This is a genomic window from Pseudoduganella sp. RAF19 (assembly GCF_052114165.1).
In the GTDB taxonomy this organism is placed as follows: Bacteria; Pseudomonadota; Gammaproteobacteria; order Burkholderiales; family Burkholderiaceae_D; genus Rugamonas.
Genome location: NZ_JBFREF010000003.1, coordinates 241,434 through 260,028, shown reverse-complemented (window position 1 = coordinate 260,028; position 18,595 = coordinate 241,434). Strand labels below are relative to the sequence as shown.

General features: G+C 61.1%; 19 protein-coding genes. 6 read left to right on the top strand and 13 right to left on the bottom strand.

All coding sequences use genetic code 11. The annotated features are described in order from the left end of the window. The first annotated feature begins 4 nt into the window (after positions 1 to 4). Entirely contained in the window at positions 5 to 736 is a 732-nt protein-coding gene (locus AB4Z19_RS09070) for an arginyltransferase (RefSeq protein ID WP_442022392.1), read from the top strand. Between the two features lies 1 nt (position 737). Here the strand turns inward: AB4Z19_RS09070 and AB4Z19_RS09065 are convergent, their stop codons facing one another. Continuing rightward, complete coding sequence (locus tag AB4Z19_RS09065; RefSeq protein WP_442022394.1) at positions 738 to 2,054, bottom strand: amidohydrolase; 1,317 nt, start codon at positions 2,052 to 2,054, stop codon at positions 738 to 740. Positions 2,055 to 2,126: 72 nt separating this feature from the next. On the opposite strand from AB4Z19_RS09065, the gene AB4Z19_RS09060 reads away from it, so the two are divergent. The 3 genes from AB4Z19_RS09060 (at position 2,127) to AB4Z19_RS09050 (ending at position 6,084) form a co-directional block, all read left to right on the top strand. Further along, the gene (locus tag AB4Z19_RS09060) at positions 2,127 to 3,170 is read left to right on the top strand and encodes a quinone-dependent dihydroorotate dehydrogenase (protein ID WP_442035047.1); all 1,044 of its coding nucleotides are present in this window, start codon (positions 2,127 to 2,129) and stop codon (positions 3,168 to 3,170) included. After that, complete coding sequence (locus AB4Z19_RS09055) at positions 3,163 to 4,209, top strand: aldo/keto reductase (protein ID WP_442029798.1); 1,047 nt, start codon at positions 3,163 to 3,165, stop codon at positions 4,207 to 4,209. Before AB4Z19_RS09060 ends, AB4Z19_RS09055 begins: the two co-directional genes overlap by 8 nt. Positions 4,210 to 4,404: 195 nt before the next feature. After that, entirely contained in the window at positions 4,405 to 6,084 is a 1,680-nt protein-coding gene (locus tag AB4Z19_RS09050; RefSeq protein ID WP_442035046.1) for a methyl-accepting chemotaxis protein, read from the top strand. A 16-nt stretch (positions 6,085 to 6,100) separates the two neighbouring features. Here AB4Z19_RS09050 and AB4Z19_RS09045 read toward each other — a convergent pair whose 3' ends face one another. From AB4Z19_RS09045 to cysT, 5 genes are all read right to left on the bottom strand, one after another. Then, positions 6,101 to 7,804 carry a methyl-accepting chemotaxis protein gene (locus AB4Z19_RS09045; protein ID WP_442029667.1) on the bottom strand — a complete coding sequence of 568 codons (1,704 nt, stop codon included), beginning with the start codon at positions 7,802 to 7,804 and terminating at the stop codon, positions 6,101 to 6,103. A gap of 79 nt (positions 7,805 to 7,883) precedes the next feature. Further along, positions 7,884 to 8,816, bottom strand: a complete 933-nt coding sequence (locus AB4Z19_RS09040) for a CysB family HTH-type transcriptional regulator (protein WP_442035044.1) — start codon at positions 8,814 to 8,816, stop codon at positions 7,884 to 7,886. After that, positions 8,813 to 9,886, bottom strand: coding sequence for a sulfate/molybdate ABC transporter ATP-binding protein (locus tag AB4Z19_RS09035; RefSeq protein ID WP_442035042.1), 1,074 nt, complete (start codon positions 9,884 to 9,886; stop codon positions 8,813 to 8,815). The genes AB4Z19_RS09040 and AB4Z19_RS09035 overlap by 4 nt, the downstream gene beginning before the upstream one ends. Position 9,887: 1 nt before the next feature. After that, positions 9,888 to 10,763: a sulfate ABC transporter permease subunit CysW gene (gene cysW / locus AB4Z19_RS09030; protein WP_442035040.1), complete on the bottom strand. Its 876-nt coding sequence runs from the start codon at positions 10,761 to 10,763 to the stop codon at positions 9,888 to 9,890. After that, positions 10,760 to 11,635, bottom strand: a complete 876-nt coding sequence (cysT, locus tag AB4Z19_RS09025) for a sulfate ABC transporter permease subunit CysT (protein ID WP_442028414.1) — start codon at positions 11,633 to 11,635, stop codon at positions 10,760 to 10,762. The genes cysW and cysT overlap by 4 nt, the downstream gene beginning before the upstream one ends. A gap of 166 nt (positions 11,636 to 11,801) precedes the next feature. On the opposite strand from cysT, the gene AB4Z19_RS09020 reads away from it, so the two are divergent. Further along, the gene (locus AB4Z19_RS09020; protein ID WP_442028415.1) at positions 11,802 to 12,149 is read left to right on the top strand and encodes a hypothetical protein; all 348 of its coding nucleotides are present in this window, start codon (positions 11,802 to 11,804) and stop codon (positions 12,147 to 12,149) included. A gap of 33 nt (positions 12,150 to 12,182) precedes the next feature. On the opposite strand, the gene AB4Z19_RS09015 is transcribed toward AB4Z19_RS09020, so the two are convergent. The 6 genes from AB4Z19_RS09015 to AB4Z19_RS08990 form a co-directional block, all read right to left on the bottom strand. After that, positions 12,183 to 12,734 (bottom strand): hypothetical protein, encoded by a 552-nt coding sequence (locus tag AB4Z19_RS09015; RefSeq protein ID WP_442028416.1) that lies wholly within the window; start codon positions 12,732 to 12,734, stop codon positions 12,183 to 12,185. A 110-nt stretch (positions 12,735 to 12,844) separates the two neighbouring features. Continuing rightward, positions 12,845 to 13,549, bottom strand: a complete 705-nt coding sequence (locus tag AB4Z19_RS09010; protein ID WP_442028417.1) for a prolyl oligopeptidase family serine peptidase — start codon at positions 13,547 to 13,549, stop codon at positions 12,845 to 12,847. A gap of 104 nt (positions 13,550 to 13,653) precedes the next feature. Continuing rightward, positions 13,654 to 14,292, bottom strand: a complete 639-nt coding sequence (locus AB4Z19_RS09005) for a peroxiredoxin (RefSeq protein ID WP_442022603.1) — start codon at positions 14,290 to 14,292, stop codon at positions 13,654 to 13,656. Positions 14,293 to 14,310: 18 nt separating this feature from the next. Beyond that, the gene (locus tag AB4Z19_RS09000) at positions 14,311 to 14,877 is read right to left on the bottom strand and encodes an RBBP9/YdeN family alpha/beta hydrolase (protein WP_442022601.1); all 567 of its coding nucleotides are present in this window, start codon (positions 14,875 to 14,877) and stop codon (positions 14,311 to 14,313) included. A gap of 20 nt (positions 14,878 to 14,897) precedes the next feature. Beyond that, entirely contained in the window at positions 14,898 to 15,914 is a 1,017-nt protein-coding gene (locus AB4Z19_RS08995; RefSeq protein WP_442035038.1) for a sulfate ABC transporter substrate-binding protein, read from the bottom strand. A 99-nt stretch (positions 15,915 to 16,013) separates the two neighbouring features. After that, entirely contained in the window at positions 16,014 to 16,400 is a 387-nt protein-coding gene (locus tag AB4Z19_RS08990) for a diacylglycerol kinase (protein ID WP_442022597.1), read from the bottom strand. A gap of 120 nt (positions 16,401 to 16,520) precedes the next feature. On the opposite strand from AB4Z19_RS08990, the gene AB4Z19_RS08985 reads away from it, so the two are divergent. Further along, positions 16,521 to 17,312: an IclR family transcriptional regulator gene (locus AB4Z19_RS08985; RefSeq protein ID WP_442022595.1), complete on the top strand. Its 792-nt coding sequence runs from the start codon at positions 16,521 to 16,523 to the stop codon at positions 17,310 to 17,312. A gap of 97 nt (positions 17,313 to 17,409) precedes the next feature. On the opposite strand, the gene AB4Z19_RS08980 is transcribed toward AB4Z19_RS08985, so the two are convergent. Beyond that, a complete protein-coding gene (locus tag AB4Z19_RS08980) occupies positions 17,410 to 18,462 on the bottom strand; it encodes a serine hydrolase (RefSeq protein ID WP_442022593.1) in 1,053 nt (350 codons plus the stop codon). Positions 18,463 to 18,595: the final 133 nt, after the last annotated feature.

Sequence of the window (18,595 nt, the reverse complement as noted above, 5' to 3'; positions counted from 1 at the left end):
TTCCATGACCCAGCTTAACGATCTCCCGTTTGCCACCCTGCAGTTCTACACGACTGCGCCGTATCCGTGCAGCTATCTGGATGCGCGCCAGGCTCGCTCGCAGGTGGCCACGCCTTCGCATCTGATCAATGCGGATGTGTACTCGGAGCTGGTCAAAAACGGTTTCCGCCGCAGCGGCATTTTCACCTACCGTCCCTATTGTGATGGTTGCCAGGCCTGCATTCCCGTGCGGGTGGTGGCGGGTGAGTACACGCCAACGCGTGCCCAGCGCCGTGCATGGCTGCGCCACAAGGAGTTGACGGCCGGTGTCGCCACGCTGTCCTTCTCGGACGAGCATTACGCGCTCTACCTGCGCTACCAGAGCACGCGCCACGCGGGCGGTGGCATGGACCAGGATTCGCGCGACCAGTACGCCCAGTTCCTGCTGCAAAGCCGGGTCAATACGCGCCTGGTCGAGTTCCGCGAACCGGACGGCACGCTGCGCATGGTGTCGATTATCGACGTGCTGTCCGATGGCCTGTCATCGGTCTACACCTTCTTCGATCCGGACATGGCGGGCGCCTCTTTCGGCACCTACAACGTGATGTGGCAGATCGAACAGGCCCGCGAACTCGGCCTGCCCTATGTTTATCTGGGCTACTGGATCGAAGAAAGCCCAAAGATGAACTACAAGATCAAGTTCCAGCCGCTGCAGGCCCGCATCAAGGGCGCATGGGGCCTGCTGCCCCGTTCCTGAATTACTGCTTCTTCATCAGGTCCAGCAAGGCTACCGTGGTGGCCAGCACGCCGGTCTGGATCGACTTGTCCGCCTCGACACGGAATTCCGGGCTGTGGTTATAGCCGATGGAAATCTTGCCCGCGCGCGCCTGCGCCAGACGTTCGGCCGGCGCCGCGCCGATCTGGAAATACACGCTCGGGATTTCCGGCGACTGGGTGAAGTAGGAGAAGTCTTCCGCGCCCATGCCACCGCGCTTGAAGCCCTTGTCATAAATGTCAGCGCCCAGCTTCTGCGTCCATACTGCCTGCAAGCGCTGCAACAGCGCCACATTGTTCAGCGTCGGCGGCACCGGCTGGTCGACGGTGCGGATTTCAGGCAGCTGGTCTTCCGGAATGCCTGCCGCACGCGCCGTATTCTTCACCACGCGCTCGATACCGCCCAGCAGCTTGGCGCGCGTTTCCACGCTTTCGGAACGCACGGTCACTTCCATCTTCGCGGTATCGGGAATGATATTGCCCTTAGTGCCGGCGTGCAGCGAGCCCACCGTAATCACGGCCGGTTCACGCGGCGCGACGTCGCGCGTGACGACGGTCTGCAGCGCCATCACGATTTGCGCGGCCAGCACCACCGGGTCTTTACCGGTGTGCGGACTGGCGCCGTGGGTACCCTTACCGTGGATGGTGATTTCCAGCGCGTCCGAACCGGAGTACGGCGCTTCGTCGGCGACGATCTTGCCTGCTTCCATATCCGCCACCACGTGCAGGGCCAGCGCGTAATCGGGCTTGCCGAAGCGCTGCCAGATATGGTCCTCCATCATGGCCTTGGCGCCGCCCGTGCGCTCTTCGGCGGGCTGGCCGATCAGCATCAGCGTGCCGGACCACTCGCTACGGTGGGCGGCCATCTGGTGTGCAGTGCCGACCAGGCTGGTCATGTGCACATCGTGGCCGCAAGCGTGCATCACCGGCACCAGGTTGCCATTCCAGTCCTTCATCTTCACTTTGGAGGCGTTCGGCGCGCCCGACTTTTCTTCCACCGGCAGCGCATCCAGATCGGTGCGCACCATCACGGTCGGACCTTTGCCGTTTTTCATGATGGCCACGATGCCGGTCTTGCCCACGCCCTCCGTGACTTCGAAACCGGCGGCGCGCAGTTCCTGCGCCATGCGCGCGGCCGTCTTGGTCTCCATGAAGGACAGTTCAGGGTTGGCGTGCAGATGGTCGTACAGCGGGGACAGTTTTGCCTGCCAATCGTGCGCGATGGCGTCAGCCAGTTCCTTCTCGGCGGCGCCCGCCGCCAGAGGCAGAATCAGGGAAGACAGCAGCAGCATTCGTTTCATCCAGGGCTCCTTTTTGGTTTAGTACCCAAATCTTAAAGGTAAAATAGCGGAAATTTCATTCAAGTATCCCTCATGTCCGACAAATTTTTGTACTCCCTGGCCCGTCCCATCCTGTTTTCGATGGACCCGGAGGAAGCCCACCATTTCACCCTGCCCGCCCTCAAACGCCTGTCGAAACTCGGCCTGACCCGCGCTTTCGTGCGCCAGCCCCTGCCCGATCCACGCACCGTGATGGGCCTGACCTTCAAGAATCCTGTCGGCCTGGCCGCTGGTCTGGACAAGGATGGCGCCTTCATCGACGCGCTGGCGGACCTGGGCTTCGGCTCGATCGAAGTGGGCACAGTGACGCCGCGTGCGCAGCCGGGCAATGCCAAGCCGCGCATGTTCCGCATTCCTGCCGCGCACGGTATCATCAACCGCATGGGCTTCAATAACGGCGGCGTGGACGCTTTCGTGGCCAACGTGCAGTCCTCGCGCTTCTACCAGAACAAGGAAGGCATTCTCGGTCTGAACATCGGCAAGAACGCCGACACGCCGATCGAGCGCGCTGCCGACGACTACCTGCACTGCCTGGAAAAAGTCTACCCATACGCCAGCTATGTGACGGTGAACATCTCTTCGCCGAACACCAAGAACCTGCGCCAGCTGCAGGGCGCATCCGAAGTGGACGGCCTGCTGTCCCAGTTGAAGGACACCCAGCTGCGCCTGGCCGACCAGCACAAGCGCTATGTGCCGATGACGCTGAAGATCGCGCCCGACATGGACGCCGACCAGGTCAAGAACATCGCCGACGCCCTGCTGCGCCACAAAATCGACGGCGTGATCGCCACCAACACGACCCTGAGCCGCACGGCCGTGGAAGGCATGCAGCACGGCGCGGAAGCGGGCGGCCTGTCCGGCGCGCCGGTGTTCGAGCTGTCCAATAACGTGATCCGCCTGCTGAAAGCGGAACTGGGCGATGCGCTGCCGATCATCGGCGTGGGCGGCATCATGCAGGGCTCCGACGCCAAGGCCAAGATCGCAGCCGGTGCGCAACTGGTGCAGCTCTACAGCGGCCTGATTTACGCCGGTCCCGCCCTGGTACGCGACTGCGCGGATGCGCTGCGCCATGGATAAGATCACTCTCGGCCAGAGCGATCTGAAGGTCAGCCCGATCTGCCTGGGCACCATGACCTTCGGCCAGCAGAATTTCGAGGCCGAGGCGCATGCCCAAATCGATTACGCGCTGGAACGCGGCATCAACTTCATCGACACGGCGGAGCTGTATCCGGTGATGCCGTCCGCCGCCACGCAAGGCGCAACGGAACGCTTCATCGGCACCTGGCTGAAGAAGGCCGGCAAGCGTTCGGAAGTCGTGATCGCGACCAAGGCCGCGGGTCCCAATCCGAACATCCACTGGCTGCGCGGCGGCCGCCAGAATCACGACGCAAAGAATCTGCGCGCAGCAGTCGATGCCAGCCTGGAGCGCCTGCAAACCGACTATATCGATCTGTATCAGCTGCACTGGCCAAGCCGCAATGCGCCCATCTTCGGCAACAACAGCTTCGATCCGCAGCGCGAGCGCAAGGCGGTGGCGATTGAGGAAACGCTGGCCGCGCTGGGTGAGCTGATCAAGGAAGGCAAGATCCGCCACGTCGGCGTGTCGAATGAAACCAGCTGGGGTGTCAGCGAATTCGTGAAGCAGGCCGAGAGCCTTGGTCTGCCACGCATTGCGACAATTCAGAATCTCTACAACCTCACGGCGCGCAGTTTCGAAACCAGCCTGCTGGACGAAACCTGCTACCGCGAGAAAGTAAGCCTGATGGCATATAGCCCGCTGGCTTTCGGCCAGCTGACGGCCAAGTATTACGACAATCCGAAAGCGCATGGCCGCCTGACGATTTTCCCGCCCACCTGGAGTCCGCGCTATCTGCGTCCCACCGTGCTGGAAGCGGTCGGCGAATACGCCAGACTGGCGCGCGCCAACGGCCTTACGCCGGCGCAGCTCGCGCTGGGCTGGTGCTATTCGCGCTGGTTCGTGGCCTCCACCATCATCGGCGCGACCACGCTGGCGCAGCTGAAGGAAAACATTGACGCCTTCACCACGCACTTGTCGCCGGACGTGGTGGCGGCGGTGAACGCCATCCACGCGCGCATCACCAATCCGGGCCAGTGACCATCATGGTCGCTCAGCAGTGCGACCATGAATTCACTTGTCATACAACAACACTATTGCTACGATTCAAGCATTGGGATGACCGCTAAGCCGGTCCCAAAGCAGTAACCCTCCTCCCGCCGCCCCATCCTCGCGGCTCCCAGCTCAAAAACCAACATTGTTCCAGCGCCCCTCGCGCGCCGGACGGAGCCGCACATGCTTAATAACCTGACTATCAAATTCCGCCTGGTGGCGGTGCTTTCGATTATTTCCGCCATCATGTGCCTGATCGGCATTGCTGGCATTTTCAGCCTGTCGCAATTCAACCTGACGCTGAAAAACGTGTATGAACAACGCGTCGTCTCACTGGGCCAGCTGGATGGCGTGATCCGCGTCGTCATCCGCAACCAGCTGCTGCTGTCGAAGGCCCTCAGCGATGATCCTTCCAAACTGCCGGCCGCGATTGCGGAATCGGAACAGAACACCGAACGCGCCAACAAGCTGTGGGCGGACTATGCCGATACCTTCATCACGCAGGAAGAGAAGACCATGGCCGAGAAATTCGCCCAGGCCCGCTCCGCCTTCGTCAATGAAGGCCTGAAGCCGGCATTGGCTGCTGGACGCACTGGCGACATCGAAACCATGAAGAAAATTGTCTACGGCCGCATGGACGAAACCTTCCGCCCCGTGCGCGAGATCCTGGACGAGCTGGTGGAACTGCAGCTGCGCGAAGCGAAAAAGGACTACGACCGTTCCCAGGCCAGCTACAGCAACTTCCGCCTGGCGACCATTGGCCTGCTGGCCGGTGGCCTGGTGCTGGCCCTGGGTATTGGCTGGTGGCTGGTGCGCAGCATCACCATTCCGCTGAACCGCGCCGTGATTATCGCTGAGAGCGTCGCATCCGGCGACCTGACGCAGCACATCGAAGTCAATTCGCACGACGAAACCGGCAAGCTGCTGGCTGCATTGCGCGACATGAACAACAGCCTGTCCGGCATCGTCAGCAATGTGCGCGTTGCCACAGATTCGATCGCGACGGCATCTGCGGAAATCGCCACCGGCAATATGGACCTGTCCTCGCGCACCGAGCAGCAAGCCAGCTCGCTCGAAGAAACCGCATCGTCGATGGAAGAACTGACTTCCACCGTGCGCCAGAACGCCGACAACGCCCGCCAGGCCAACCAGCTGGCTGGCAGCGCTTCCGAAGTGGCACAGCGCGGCGGCACCGTGGTGGCGCAAGTGGTCGACAAGATGGGCGCCATCAATGAATCGGCCTACAAGATCGTCGAAATCATCGGGGTGATCGACGGCATCGCCTTCCAGACCAATATCCTGGCACTGAACGCCGCCGTTGAAGCAGCACGTGCGGGCGAACAAGGCCGCGGCTTTGCCGTGGTGGCATCCGAGGTGCGCAACCTGGCGCAACGTTCCGCCAGCGCCGCCAAGGAAATCAAGCACCTGATCGACAATTCGGTGTCGCAAGTGGAAGAAGGTAGCCGCCTGGTCGATCAAGCGGGCAGCACCATGACGGAAGTCGTGAGCAGCGTGCAGCGCGTGAGCGACATCATCAACGAAATCTCGGCCGCCAGCGGCGAACAAAGTGCCGGCATCGAACAGATCAACGAAGCCGTGGTGCAGATGGATACCGTGACGCAGCAGAACGCAGCGCTGGTGGAAGAAGCCGCTGCCGCAGCAGGCGCACTGCAGGACCAGGCCGAGTCGCTGAAGCAGGCAGTCAGCGTATTCCGCCTCAACAACCAGGGCGGCGCCGCGCCACACAGCGCGTCGGTAACGCGCCTGCAGCCACGCAGCCAGCCGCGCATTGCCGCAGCCAAGCCATCCCCGGTCCGCACGGGTGCGCGTGCCGCCAACGGTGGCGATTGGGAAGAATTCTAAGCCGCGCCGCTACGCGTCAGAACTCCTCCCATTCACCAGCAGTATCCGCTGCGGGCGCCGGAGTACGCTTCGGCGCCGCGGCGGGCTTTTTCAACTGCGGCGCAGGCCGCGTCGCAGCCTTCACCACGGCACGCGCCGCCAGGCGCTGCGGATCGGTTTTCTGATCCGCCAGCTGGAATACGCTGACCGCCTCGGCCAGCATTTCGGCCTGATCGCGCATCGACTGCGCGGCGGCCGCAGCCTCCTCAACCAAGGCTGCATTCTGCTGCGTCACATCGTCAATCTGCACAATGGCTTGATTGACTTGCGCGATGCCCGAGCTCTGTTCGGTGCTGGCGGCGCTGATCTCCTTCATGATCGCTTCCACCTGCTGCACCGCCTTGACGATGCCGTCCATCGTCACGCCTGCCTCATCGACCAGGCGCGCGCCGGCATCCACCGTATCGACCGAGTGACCGATCAGCTCCTTGATTTCCTTCGCGGCCGATGCGGAGCGCGCCGCCAGATTGCGCACTTCCGATGCGACCACGGCAAAGCCCCTGCCCTGCTCCCCTGCGCGTGCCGCTTCAACGGCGGCATTCAGCGCAAGGATATTGGTCTGGAAAGCGATGCCGTCGATGACGCCAATGATGTCCACGATGCGGTTCGAGCTTTCCTTGATCGCGCCCATGGTGCTGACCACTTCGCCCACCACGCGCCCGCCCTTGGTGGCGAAATCGGACGCCGCCACCACCAGCTGTGTCGCCTGCTGGGCGTTCTGCGCATTCTGTTGAACGGTGGACGTCAGCTCCTCCATTGAGGAAGCCGTCTCCTCAAGACTGGATGCCTGCTGCTCAGTACGGGAAGACAGATCGAGATTGCCGCTGGCGATTTCGTTGGATGCCGTGGTGATGGTATCCGATCCCGAACGCACCTTGCCCACCGTGCGCACCAGGCTTTCATTCATATTCTTCAGCGCGCGCAGCAGCTGTCCCGTTTCGTCGCTGGTGTGGCATTCGATGCGCTGCGTGAGATCGCCGCTGGCCACCGCTTCCGCTACGCCCACGGCGCGGCTCAAGGGACTGGTGATGCTGCGCGTGACCCACCACAGCACGCCGGCTGCCAGCAGCGTGGCCACCACGGTCAGGCCGATCATCCTGTTGCGCGAGCTGGCGTACGCCTTCTCGGCTTCCTGGCTCGCAATACCCACGGCTTCGCCCTGGTACTTCACGAGGTCAGTGAGTGAATTCAGATAAGCGGTCTGCTCCTTGCGCACGGCGCTCAGCAGGTATGCCACCGCTTCATCGCGTTTGCCGGCATCGGCGGATTTATCCAAGAAAGTGGATTGCACCACCAGATAGCGCTCGCGCGCTTCGAGCACGGTTTTCAACCGGGTGCGGCTGCCGTTATCGACATCGTCTTCAATCAGCTTCTGGAGCTTGTCCAGCTGGACCGCGATGTCAGCCTTGCGGTCCTCGACGCGCTTCAGCTCTTTCTGCACCGTTTCGGGATCGGTGCTGAGCATCGCATTGCGCATGGCGCGGGCGATGTCATTGAGTCCGCCGATCGCTTCATAGGCTGCGATCACCTTGGGTACTTTGTCGCTGGCGATATCCTCGGTGCCGTCATTCAGCTTGCCCAGGCTGCCGATGCCGATGGCCGAAATCCCGACCATGAACGCCAGCGCCACACCCAGTCCGGCCGCGAGGCGGACGCCGATCTTCCAGTTGCCGATACCCATAGGACGCTCCCTTGAAGTATTGCCGTGGACTGGAATCCAGTATAGGTGAAGTTTTGCAATGCAGCAAAGCCACCTGTTGCTAGTCGGCGGCATCTCCCGATAGCGCCTGTTCGATATCGCTGCGCTTCAGCTCCGGCACGAACTGTTTGATAAATTCGTAGGTATAGGAACGCAAGTAAGCCCCGCGGCGTAAGGCCAAACGCGTTGTATTCACCGCGAACAGATGCGAGGCTTCGATGGCGCGCAAGCCCTTGTCGCGGCCATGGTCGAAGGCCATCGATGCCACCAGGCCTACGCCGAGGCCGAGCGACACATACTGCTTGATGACGTCCGAGTCCATCGCCGTCAGCACGATGTCGGGACGCACATCCGCCTTGGCGAAAGCAGCGTCAATGTGGCCTCGGCCAGTGAAGCCCACATCGTAAGTAATCAGCGGGAACTCGGCCAGGTCTTCCAGGCGGATCGGCGTGCGCGTAAGCAGCGGATGGCCATCCGGCACCACGATCAGATGGCTCCAGCGGTAGCAAGGGAATGAGATCAAATCCGGGAACTGCGACAGGCCCTCGGTAGCGATGCCGATATCGGCCTTGCCCGACAGGACCCACTCCGCAATATGATCCGGCGCACTTTGCTGAAGTGCGATACGCACTTCCGGGAACTCATTGCGGAAATGCTGCACCGCCTTCGGCAGCGCATAGCGTGCCTGCGTGTGCGTGGCCGCGATAGTCAGCGTGCCGCTGCTGGTGCCAGTGAATTCCTGGCTGGCCTGCTGCAGGTTTTCCGCTTCGATCAGCAGGCGATCGATGATCTTCAGGATGCCCTTGCCCGGCTCCGTCAGGCCAGTCAGGCGCTTGCCGTTACGTTCGAAGATGATCACGCCCAGCTCGTCCTCCAGTTCGCGGATCTGGCGGCTCACGCCCGGCTGGGACGTGAACAGCGCATTCGCCACTTCGGTCAGGTTGTAGTTGCGGCGGGCCGCTTCGCGAATCGATCGCAGCTGCTGGAAGTTCATATGGCGGCGCCTTCGTCGACGAACACGTGCAGTTTTTTCGGCCGCACCACCAGCGTTTCGCCATCCTTCAGGCCCAGCTGGCTGTAGCGTTCATTCGAGATGGTTGCCTCGATCAGCTGCGCATTGTCGGCGCGTTCCAGATCGAGCTGCGCCAGCGGACCAATCGCATGCGCCCGGCGCAGCTTGACGACAATGCCTTCCGATTCCGGCGTGTAGCGGTCGATCTCCAGATCGTGCGGACGCACATAAGCCGTGCCTTTGCCGTGCTGGGTTTCATCGTGGCCCTGCACGTCGAACTGGATGCCGTCGCTGGCCATCACGCCTTCGTGCACGCGGCCATGGAATACGTTTACATTGCCCAGGAAGCCATATACGAAAGGCGATGCGGGCTGGTTGTACACCTGGCTCGGTGCGCCCAGCTGTTCGACGCGGCCTTTGTTCATCAACACCACCTGGTCCGCCACTTCCAGCGCTTCTTCCTGGTCGTGGGTCACGAAGATGGAGGTCACGTGCAGATCGTCGTGCAGGCGGCGCAGCCAGCGGCGCAGCTCCTTGCGCACTTTCGCGTCCAGCGCGCCGAACGGTTCGTCCAGCAGCAGCACGCGCGGTTCAACGGCCAGCGCGCGCGCCAGTGCGATTCGCTGACGCTGGCCGCCGGACAGCTGCGGCGGATAGCGGTCAGCCAGCCAGTCCAGCTGCACCAGCTCCAGCAGCTCTTTCACCTTGCGGCGGATCTGGTCTTCCGACGGACGCTCGGCGCGCGGCTTCACGCGCAAGCCGAATGCCACGTTTTCGAACACAGTCATATGCTTGAACAACGCGTAGTGCTGGAACACGAAGCCCACCTGGCGCTCACGCACGTGGCGGTCGGAAGCATCCTGGCCATCCAGCAGCACCTGGCCCGAATCCGGATGTTCCAGGCCGGCGATGCAGCGCAGCAGCGTGGTCTTGCCGCAGCCCGATGGACCGAGCAGCGCGGTCAGTTCGCCCGATGGGAAGTCCAGCGAGACATTATTCAGTGCCACGAAGTCGCCGAAGCGCTTGTTGATGTTCTTGACTGCGATTGTCATATCAATGCTCCTGTGCGTCGTCGGCCTTGTTTTCGTGCAGACGCCACTCGATAAAGGTTTTCAGTGCCAGCGTGACCAGCGCGAGCAGCGCCAGCAAGGAGGCCACGGCAAAAGCGGCCGCGAAGTTGTATTCGTTGTAGAGGATCTCGACCTGCAGCGGCATGGTGTTGGTCTCGCCGCGGATATGGCCCGACACCACCGACACCGCGCCGAACTCGCCCATCGCGCGGGCATTACACAGGATCACGCCATACAGCAGGCCCCATTTGATATTCGGCAGCGTCACGCGGAAGAAGGTTTGCAAGCCGTTCGCGCCCAGCACCACGGCCGCTTCCTCTTCTTCACTGCCCTGCGCCTGCATCAGTGGAATCAGTTCACGCGCCACGAAGGGGAAGGTAATGAAGATAGTGGCGATGACGATGCCCGGCACGGCAAACAGGATCTTGATGTCGTGCTCCGCCAACCATGGACCGAACCAGCCCTGCGCGCCGAACAGCAGCACGTAGATCAGGCCCGAGATCACCGGCGATACCGAGAACGGCAGGTCGATCAGCGTCAGCAGCAGGCTCTTGCCGCGGAATTCGAATTTGGTAATGCACCAGGACGCGGCCACGCCGAACACGAGATTCAGCGGCACGGCAATGACAGCGGTCAGCAGCGTCAGCTTGATGGCGGAAATCGCATCGTCATCCACGATAGCGGAAGCGTACGTGTCCCAGCCCTTCTTCAGCGCTTCGGTGAACACGGCCACCAGCGGTACGAAGAGGAACAGGGTCAGGAAAGTCAGCGCCACCAAAATCAAGACGCGGCGCACCCACGCCGGTTCCATCGCTTCGTAGCGGCTTGGCAGTTCGCCGCGGCGGGATTGCGTACTCATTTGCCGGACCTCCGCGCCCATGCCTGCAGCAGGTTAATCGCCAGCAGCAGCAGGAAGGAGACGATCAGCATCACCACCGCAATCGCGGTGGCGCCCGCGTAGTCGTACTGTTCCAGCTTGGTGATGATGAACAGCGGCGTGATCTCGGAAACCATTGGCATATTACCGGCGATGAAAATCACCGAACCGTATTCGCCGGTCGCGCGCGCGAACGCCAGTGCGAAGCCGGTCAGCAGCGACGGCATGATGGTCGGGAACACCACGCGGCGGAAGGTCTGGAAGGCCGAAGCACCAAGGCTGGCGGCAGCTTCCTCCAGTTCGCGCTCGGCGTCTTCCAGCACCGGCTGCACGGTCCGCACTACGAACGGCAGACCAATGAAAGTCAGCGCGACGACGACGCCCAGCGGCGTGAAAGCCACTTTCACGCCCAGCACACCTTCCAGGTAGCGCCCGATCCAGCCATTGGACGAATACAGTGCGGTCAGCGTGATGCCCGCAACAGCGGTCGGCAGCGCGAACGGCAAATCGACCAGCGCGTCGACGATGCGTTTGCCAGGGAACTTGTATCGCACCAGCACCCAGGCAACCACACCGCCAAAGAAAACATTGAACACAGCGCCAATGAAGGCGGCGCCAAAGGTCAACCGATAAGACGCGACCACGCGCTCATTGGTCACGGCGTTCCAGAAGCCTTCCCAGGTCAGGGTAAAAGTCTTCAGGAAAATGGCGGACAGGGGGATCAGGACGATCAGCGCGAGATAGAAGATCGTGAATCCGAGCGACAGCTTAAAGCCGGGCATCACCCTGTAGGGCGCCCTCCTGGCTTTCACCGCCTCCGCCGGCGCAGACACCGGCAACGCTACTGCTGACATGCTTGCTCCCTCTTATTACATTTCCGACTAATAGGGTCGCATATTCGCATTCCAGCGTTATAAACCAAACTAACCTTTTGTCATTTGCTTAGATGCTAAAACGAAGGTGCCGTGTTACATTGTTATCAAGCGTAGTTGTTATAGATTCTCTTGGAGGAGACTTGAAATGAACGATTCGCTGCTGTTGACCGACCGCCTGTGCGACCTGACCGAACTGGCCCTGCAGGCCCACACCCATCTGGAAAAAGCCACCGTTTTCGCTGCCGCCAAGGCCATCGAAGGCGAATTCACCACCTGCGAACGCGCCCTGGATGAGACGGCGGCCGAGAAGGTGCGCGCGATCTGCGCCACCATCTGCTCCGCGATCGGCTATGCGCCGGCGCACGGCAAGACCAATCCGCAATTGATCGTCTGCGCCCGTACCGACATCTCCGCCCTGCGCCAGCACCTCAAGCGCTCGCAGTTCCCCATGCCGGACATGCCGCTGGACGTCGATACTTACATCGCCCACTGAGTCCTTCCAGGCCGTGTGCTCGCCGCGCACGGCCTAAATAATCAGTTTGCTGGCTTTCATCTGCTCGATGATGGCGCCCGAGAATTTCGGCACCAGCTCATTTTCCGTTTCCCGCCGCGGCGCCGTGATCTTGATTGAGCGCGCCCACAATACCTTTGGCTGCGACACTTCATGCAAATGCGCGATGACGACCGTTTCCCGCGTGCCCTGCGTGTTCACCAGATTGCTGGCCAATTCCAGCACCAGCTCGTAGCGCGGCTGCCTGCGCGTCGCGACGTAGTGGCCCATCTTCTGCGACACATCTTTCGCCAGGTAACTCGACAGGCTGATCAAGACCGCCCTGCCGATCATGCTCGCCTCATCCTCTTCCGCGCTGGTGATGGTCGGCTGCTGCGGCCCGGACGTCTTCTCCTGCTTGATAATCTTTACCCCGGTCGTGCTGTTCTTCCAGCTCACCCGCACGGACTGATCGCCAAGACTCACCTCGCCGGCATTGGTCGCCACCAGGACGTCATATGGACTCGCACAACCAGCAAGCATCACCACCACTGCCACAACCATCGCACACGAAGCCAGCCGTCCCATCACAGGAATCCTTGATTGCATTAATGAAATGCAATGTTAGCAACAGTAGGCCATGTAAAGCGACAATAAAGCGATACCCTTGCTAATGCTTGTTGTTATTCCAGCAAAAATCAGGGTTTGCGCTGCTGGAGGAACCAGTCGAACAGGCCGGTTTTGGCGTCGTAGGCGTAGACCCAGGCGTCGATGTGGCCGGCTTCAGGGAGCATGGTGTATTTGACGTTGCCGCCGGCGGCGCGCAGTGCCTGGACCATCGTGGCGGATTCTGATTCGGGAACGGCGGTATCCTTGGCGCCGTGGAAGACCCAGGTGGGAATGTTCTTCAGTTTGAAGGCGTAGTGGGCCATTCCGCCACCGCAGATGGGGGCGACGGCAGCGAAGTAATCGGGGTGGCGCATGGCCAGCTCCCAGGCGCCGTAGCCGCCCATGCTCAGTCCGGTCAGATAGACGCGGTGACGGTCTACGTTGTACTTGGCCAGCACGTCATCGATCATTCCCTTCAATTGACCGACGTCCCAACCGATAGGTTCGGGCGCTTGCGGCGATATCACCATGAACGGGAAGTCCGGATTCGCTTCGGCAATCGCCGGCGGCCCCCACTTCTTCACCCGTTCAAGATCATTGCCGCTCTCACCTGAGCCATGCAGGAACACAATCAGCGGCACCGCCTGCCCTTTGTCCGAATATGCCTTGGGTTTGAACAGCAAGTAGTTGATCTTCGATTGCACGGTCGTGGCCCCCGCTTGCTGCACAGGTTGAGCGAAGGCGGAGGCACTGAGAACTGCGAACAGGGAGACGCTGAGAAGGCGTTTGAGCATGGCTGTCGGCGGTGAGAGATCGGTGCGGCAATCATATCCCCCTTTGCTCGGGTCAAGGCGAAAAAAAGCCCCCGAACGGGGGCTGGAAGAGATAGAAAACCTGATTACTTGTTCGGCTGCGGGGTGATGCGCAGGTATGGGCGCGGCGCCGTGAAGCCTTTCGGGTATTTGGCTTTCAGGATTTCCGGGTCCTGCACGGTCAGCGGGATGATCACGTCGTCGCCGTCTTTCCAGTTGCCTGGGGTAGCGACGGTGTGTTTGTCGGTCAGCTGCAGAGCGTCGATCACGCGCAGCACTTCGTCGAAGTTGCGGCCCGTGCTCATCGGGTAGGTGATGGACAGGCGCACTTTCTTGGCCGGGTCGATCACGAACAGCGAGCGCACGGTGGCAGTGGCGGACTGGTTCGGGTGGATCATGTCGTACAGCTCGGCCACTTTGCGGTCAGCGTCGGCGATGATCGGGAAACCGACCACGGTGTCCTGGGTTTCTTCGATATCCTTGATCCACTCTTTGTGCGCGTCAGCCGGGTCCACGGACAGGGCGATCGCTTTCACATTGCGCTTGTCGAATTCCGGCTTCAGCTTGGCAGTCAGGCCCAGTTCGGTGGTGCAGACCGGCGTGAAGTCCGCCGGATGCGAAAACAGCACGACCCACGAGTCGCCCGCCCAGTCATGAAACTTGATGCGGCCGATGGTGGAATCCTGTTCGAAATCCGGGGCAGTATCGCCAAGGCGTAAGGTCATTACAATTCTCCAAAGTAGTTAAACAGACAACAAGCGCTCATTGTGCGCTTGTTCTGCCAGCTTGTGCAAGAGCCGTTGCCCGAAAATCCAGTCGCCCAGGCCGGACTCGGCATTGATATGGCCCAATGCACCAGCGTTGATGAATTCGCTACCCCAGCGGCGCGCCCACAGCGCAGCCTTTTCGACCGTCATCCAGGGGTCGTTGGTGCTGGCGACCATGATAGACGGCACCGGCAGTTCATCTTGCGGCAGCAGTTCGGCCACGCCGAACTTGTCGGGATCGGCTGGCCCCACCAGCAGCACACCCGCCACATTGGAGGGGGAGAGGTCGTGCGACAGGCTATGCGCCGTGGTGAGGCTGCCGAAACTGTGTGCCACGATCAGGGTCGGACGCGTATCCTCCGCCAGCACCTCATCCAGGCGTGCCGACCAGCGCGACAGCACCGGCTGGTCCCAGCGGTCCTGCTCGACGCGCTCGAAGGACGGATACAGGCGCTGCCAGCGCGTCTGCCAATGCTCCGGGCCGCTGTTGTGCAGGCCAGGCGCCACGAGTACGCGGAATTGAGATAGCAGATGTGCGGCCATGGCGCCCTCCCCTGTGTGGATTATTTGCCGGCGAGCTTGCTGCTGCCCGGCTGATAGATCTGGTCGAACACGCCGCCGTCCGCGAAGTGCGTCTTCTGGGCCTTGGTCCAGTCGCCCGCCACATCAGCCAGCTTGAACAGCTTCACGTTCGGGAATTGGGAGGCGTATTTCTTCGCTTCCTTTTCCACGCCGGGACGGTAGTAGTTCTTGGCGATCAGTTCCTGCGCCTGGTCGGTGTACAGGAAGTTCAGGTAAGCCTCGGCCACCTTGCGGGTGCCGTGCTTATCCACCACCTTGTCGACCACGGCAACCGGCGGCTCGGCCACGATCGACACGGATGGCGCCACGATCTCAACCTTGTCCGGACCCAGTTCCTTGATCGCCAGCAGCGCTTCGTTTTCCCAGGCGATCAGCACGTCGCCGATGCCGCGCTCAACGAAGGTCGTGGTCGCGCCGCGCGCGCCGGAGTCCAGCACCGGCACGTTCTTGTAGAGCTTTTTCAGGTATTCGCGGGCAGAAGCGTCGCTGCCTCCCGGCTGGCGCAGGGCGTAGCCATAGGCAGCCAAGTGATTCCAGCGCGCGCCGCCGGAAGTCTTGGGGTTCGGGGTAATGACAGCCACGCCCGGCTTGACCAGATCGCCCCAGTCATGAATGCCCTTCGGATTGCCCTTGCGGACCAGGAATACGATGGTCGAGCTGTACGGCGCGGAATTCAGGCCGCGCTGCTTTTGCCAGTCCTTGCTCAGCAAGCCTTTGTCGGCGATCGCGTCGATGTCGTAGGCCAGCGCCAGCGTAACGACGTCGGCTTCCAGGCCATCGATCACGGCACGCGCCTGCTTGCCGGAACCGCCGTGGGATTGCTTGATTTTGACGTTGTCGCCGGTCTTGGCTTTCCAGTCCTTGGCGAAAGCGGCGTTCACGTCCTGATAGAGCTCGCGGGTCGGGTCATACGAGACGTTGAGCAGAGTGATGTCGGCCGCGTGCGCGACGGCAGCGGTGGCGAAAAGCGCGGCGGCGATGAGTTTCTTGGTCAGCATCTGGTTCCCCTTTGGTTTGGAGACGCCAGATTAACCTTCTCTCATTAGATTTCGAACGAATACTTTCGCAGTTTTATATACCACGATGTTATATGCGACTCAGTAGAAGCGGTTGAACAGCACCACAGCCCAGGTCGCGCCGGCCAGCAAACAGCTCAGCAGCACTGCTGCACTGCCAAAATCCTTTGCATTTTTGGAAAGCGGGTGACGTTCCAGCGAAACGCGGTCAACCACAGCCTCGATTGCGGAGTTGATAAGTTCAACGATCAGCACCAGGACCAGCACGCCAATCAGCGCCAGCTTCTGAAAGGCCGAGATGGGCAGCAGCATGGCGACCACAGCAGCAGGCGTGAACAGCGTCATCTCCTGCCGGAAGGCGTGCTCGTTGCGCCAGGCCGATTTGAAGCCATCGACCGAGTAGAAAAAGGCGGACAGTACACGCTTGAGGCCGCTCTTGCTCTTGAATTCGCTGACTGGCTGTTCCATTCGATATCTAGCAGGAAAGAATTAACGCAACATTATAGCCCCACACACGACACAGATTTCCCATTTTTTTCACATCATGGTATAAATACGTTAGCCATACCGCACTGCACCAACCACATCATGAAAATCGAATCTGTCCCCGCCCCCGAGCAAAAGACAACCATTCAGGTGATCGAGCGCATGGTGAGCCTGCTGGACGCTCTTGCGAAGTATCCTGATCCGGTCAGCCTGAAGGAACTGTCGAAAGTCTCAGGCCTGCACCCTTCCACCGCTCACCGCATTTTGAACGACCTCGTGCTGACCCGCTTTGTGGACCGCATCGAGCCGGGCACTTACCGCCTCGGCATGCGCCTGCTGGAACTGGGCAATGTGGTGAAGAGCCGCTTGTCCGTACGCGAAGCGGCGCTGGACTTCATGCGCTCGCTGCACAAGAAGACCCAGCAGACCATCAACCTGTCCGTGCGCCAGGGCGACGAAATTGTCTATATCGATCGCGCCTTTTCGGAGCGCTCCGGCATGCAGGTGGTGCGCGCGATTGGCGGACGTGGTCCGCTGCACCTGACCTCAACCGGCAAGCTGTTCCTTTCGGTGGATGATCCGAAGGCGATCCGCGCCTACGCTACCCGTACCGGGCTGGCGGGCCATAACAAGAATTCCATCACCGATCTCACGCTGCTGGAGCGCGAACTGAGCCTGGTGCGTGCACGCGGTTATGCGCGTGACAACGAGGAACTGGAACTGGGCGTGCGCTGCATGGCCGCAGGCATTCGCGATGATTCGGGCAAGCTGGTAGCGGGCCTGTCCATTTCGGCGCCGGCGGATCGCTTGCAGGAAGAGTGGCTGGAGGATCTGGTCAACACCGCCAACCAGATTTCGGCGACGCTCGGTTATACCGCCAGCGCCGCGGATTGATCGCGCAGCGGCGGGTCAATGACCCGCCCTACGCAACATTTTACATCAGATATCGTTGCTGGCGCCGTAGGGCGGATCATTGATCCGCCGTGCCTGATTACATACCGGACGCCGAATACGGCGAAGCATTGCTGCTGCCGCTGAGGGTACCGGGGAAAGTCGGCTTCAATGCAGCCAGCCATTTCTTCATGCGGGTCGCATCCGCCACGCGCGCTGCCGAACCCTTGGCGTCGAGCAGCACCATAATCACGGCGCGCCCTTCCACCACAGCCTGCATGATCATGCAGCGGCCAGCCTCGTTGATGAAGCCGGTCTTCTGCAGACCAATCTCCCAGCCGGAATTCGGCGCCACCAGGCGGTTGGTCGTACCGAACTGCATCGGACGGCCATTGTTCTCCACGACCGCTTTCGGATCGGTCGAGAACTCGCGCAGGATCGGATGTTCGTAAGCCGCCTGCACCAGCTTGGCCAGATCGCGCGCACTGGCCACGTTCAGCTTGGACAAGCCGTTCGAATCCACATAATGCGTGTCATTCATGCCGAGCACCTGCGCCTTGGCATTCATCGCCTGCACGAAAGCCGGCAAGCCGCCCGGATAACTGCGGCCCAGCGCGGAAGCGGCGCGGTTCTCGGAGCTCATCAGCGCGATGTGCAGCATATTGCGGCGAGTCAGACGGTCGCCCACGCGCAGGCGCGAGCTGCTGAATTTTTCGCGATCCACGTCGTCGTCGGTCACGGTCAGGACTTCATCCATATCCTGATTGGCTTCCACGACCACCAGTGCGGTCATCATCTTGGTGATGGACGCCATTGGCAGCGCCACACCGGCGTTCTTTTCGAACAGCACTTCGTCATTGGCCTGATCCATGATCAGGGCCACGTTCGATTTCAGGTCCAGGGGATCGCGCACCAGGTTGAGGCCCGCCAGGTCACCCATCGTTGGGCGGCCACCGGTATCGCTAACACTCGTCACCTTCTGATAGACGACTTTGCGTTTGCCATTCACATAGATGACGCGCTTGACCGTGCGCTCGGCCGACACGGGCGCCGCACGGCGCACGCCGGCCTTCTTGACCGCTGCGCTGGCCGGATCAACCATCACGGTCGTGCAGAGCAAAGAAATGAGAGCGCTGATTGCAAGTTTGTTCATTGCGAATATCCCCGGATGCGAAACTGAACCATTACTGTTGCAGTGTAGCAAAACGACGTCGCGACGCAAGCGAAATCAAACGCTGCTCTCACTAGTGATAATACACAATTCACACAATGAGGCAGCACTGCAA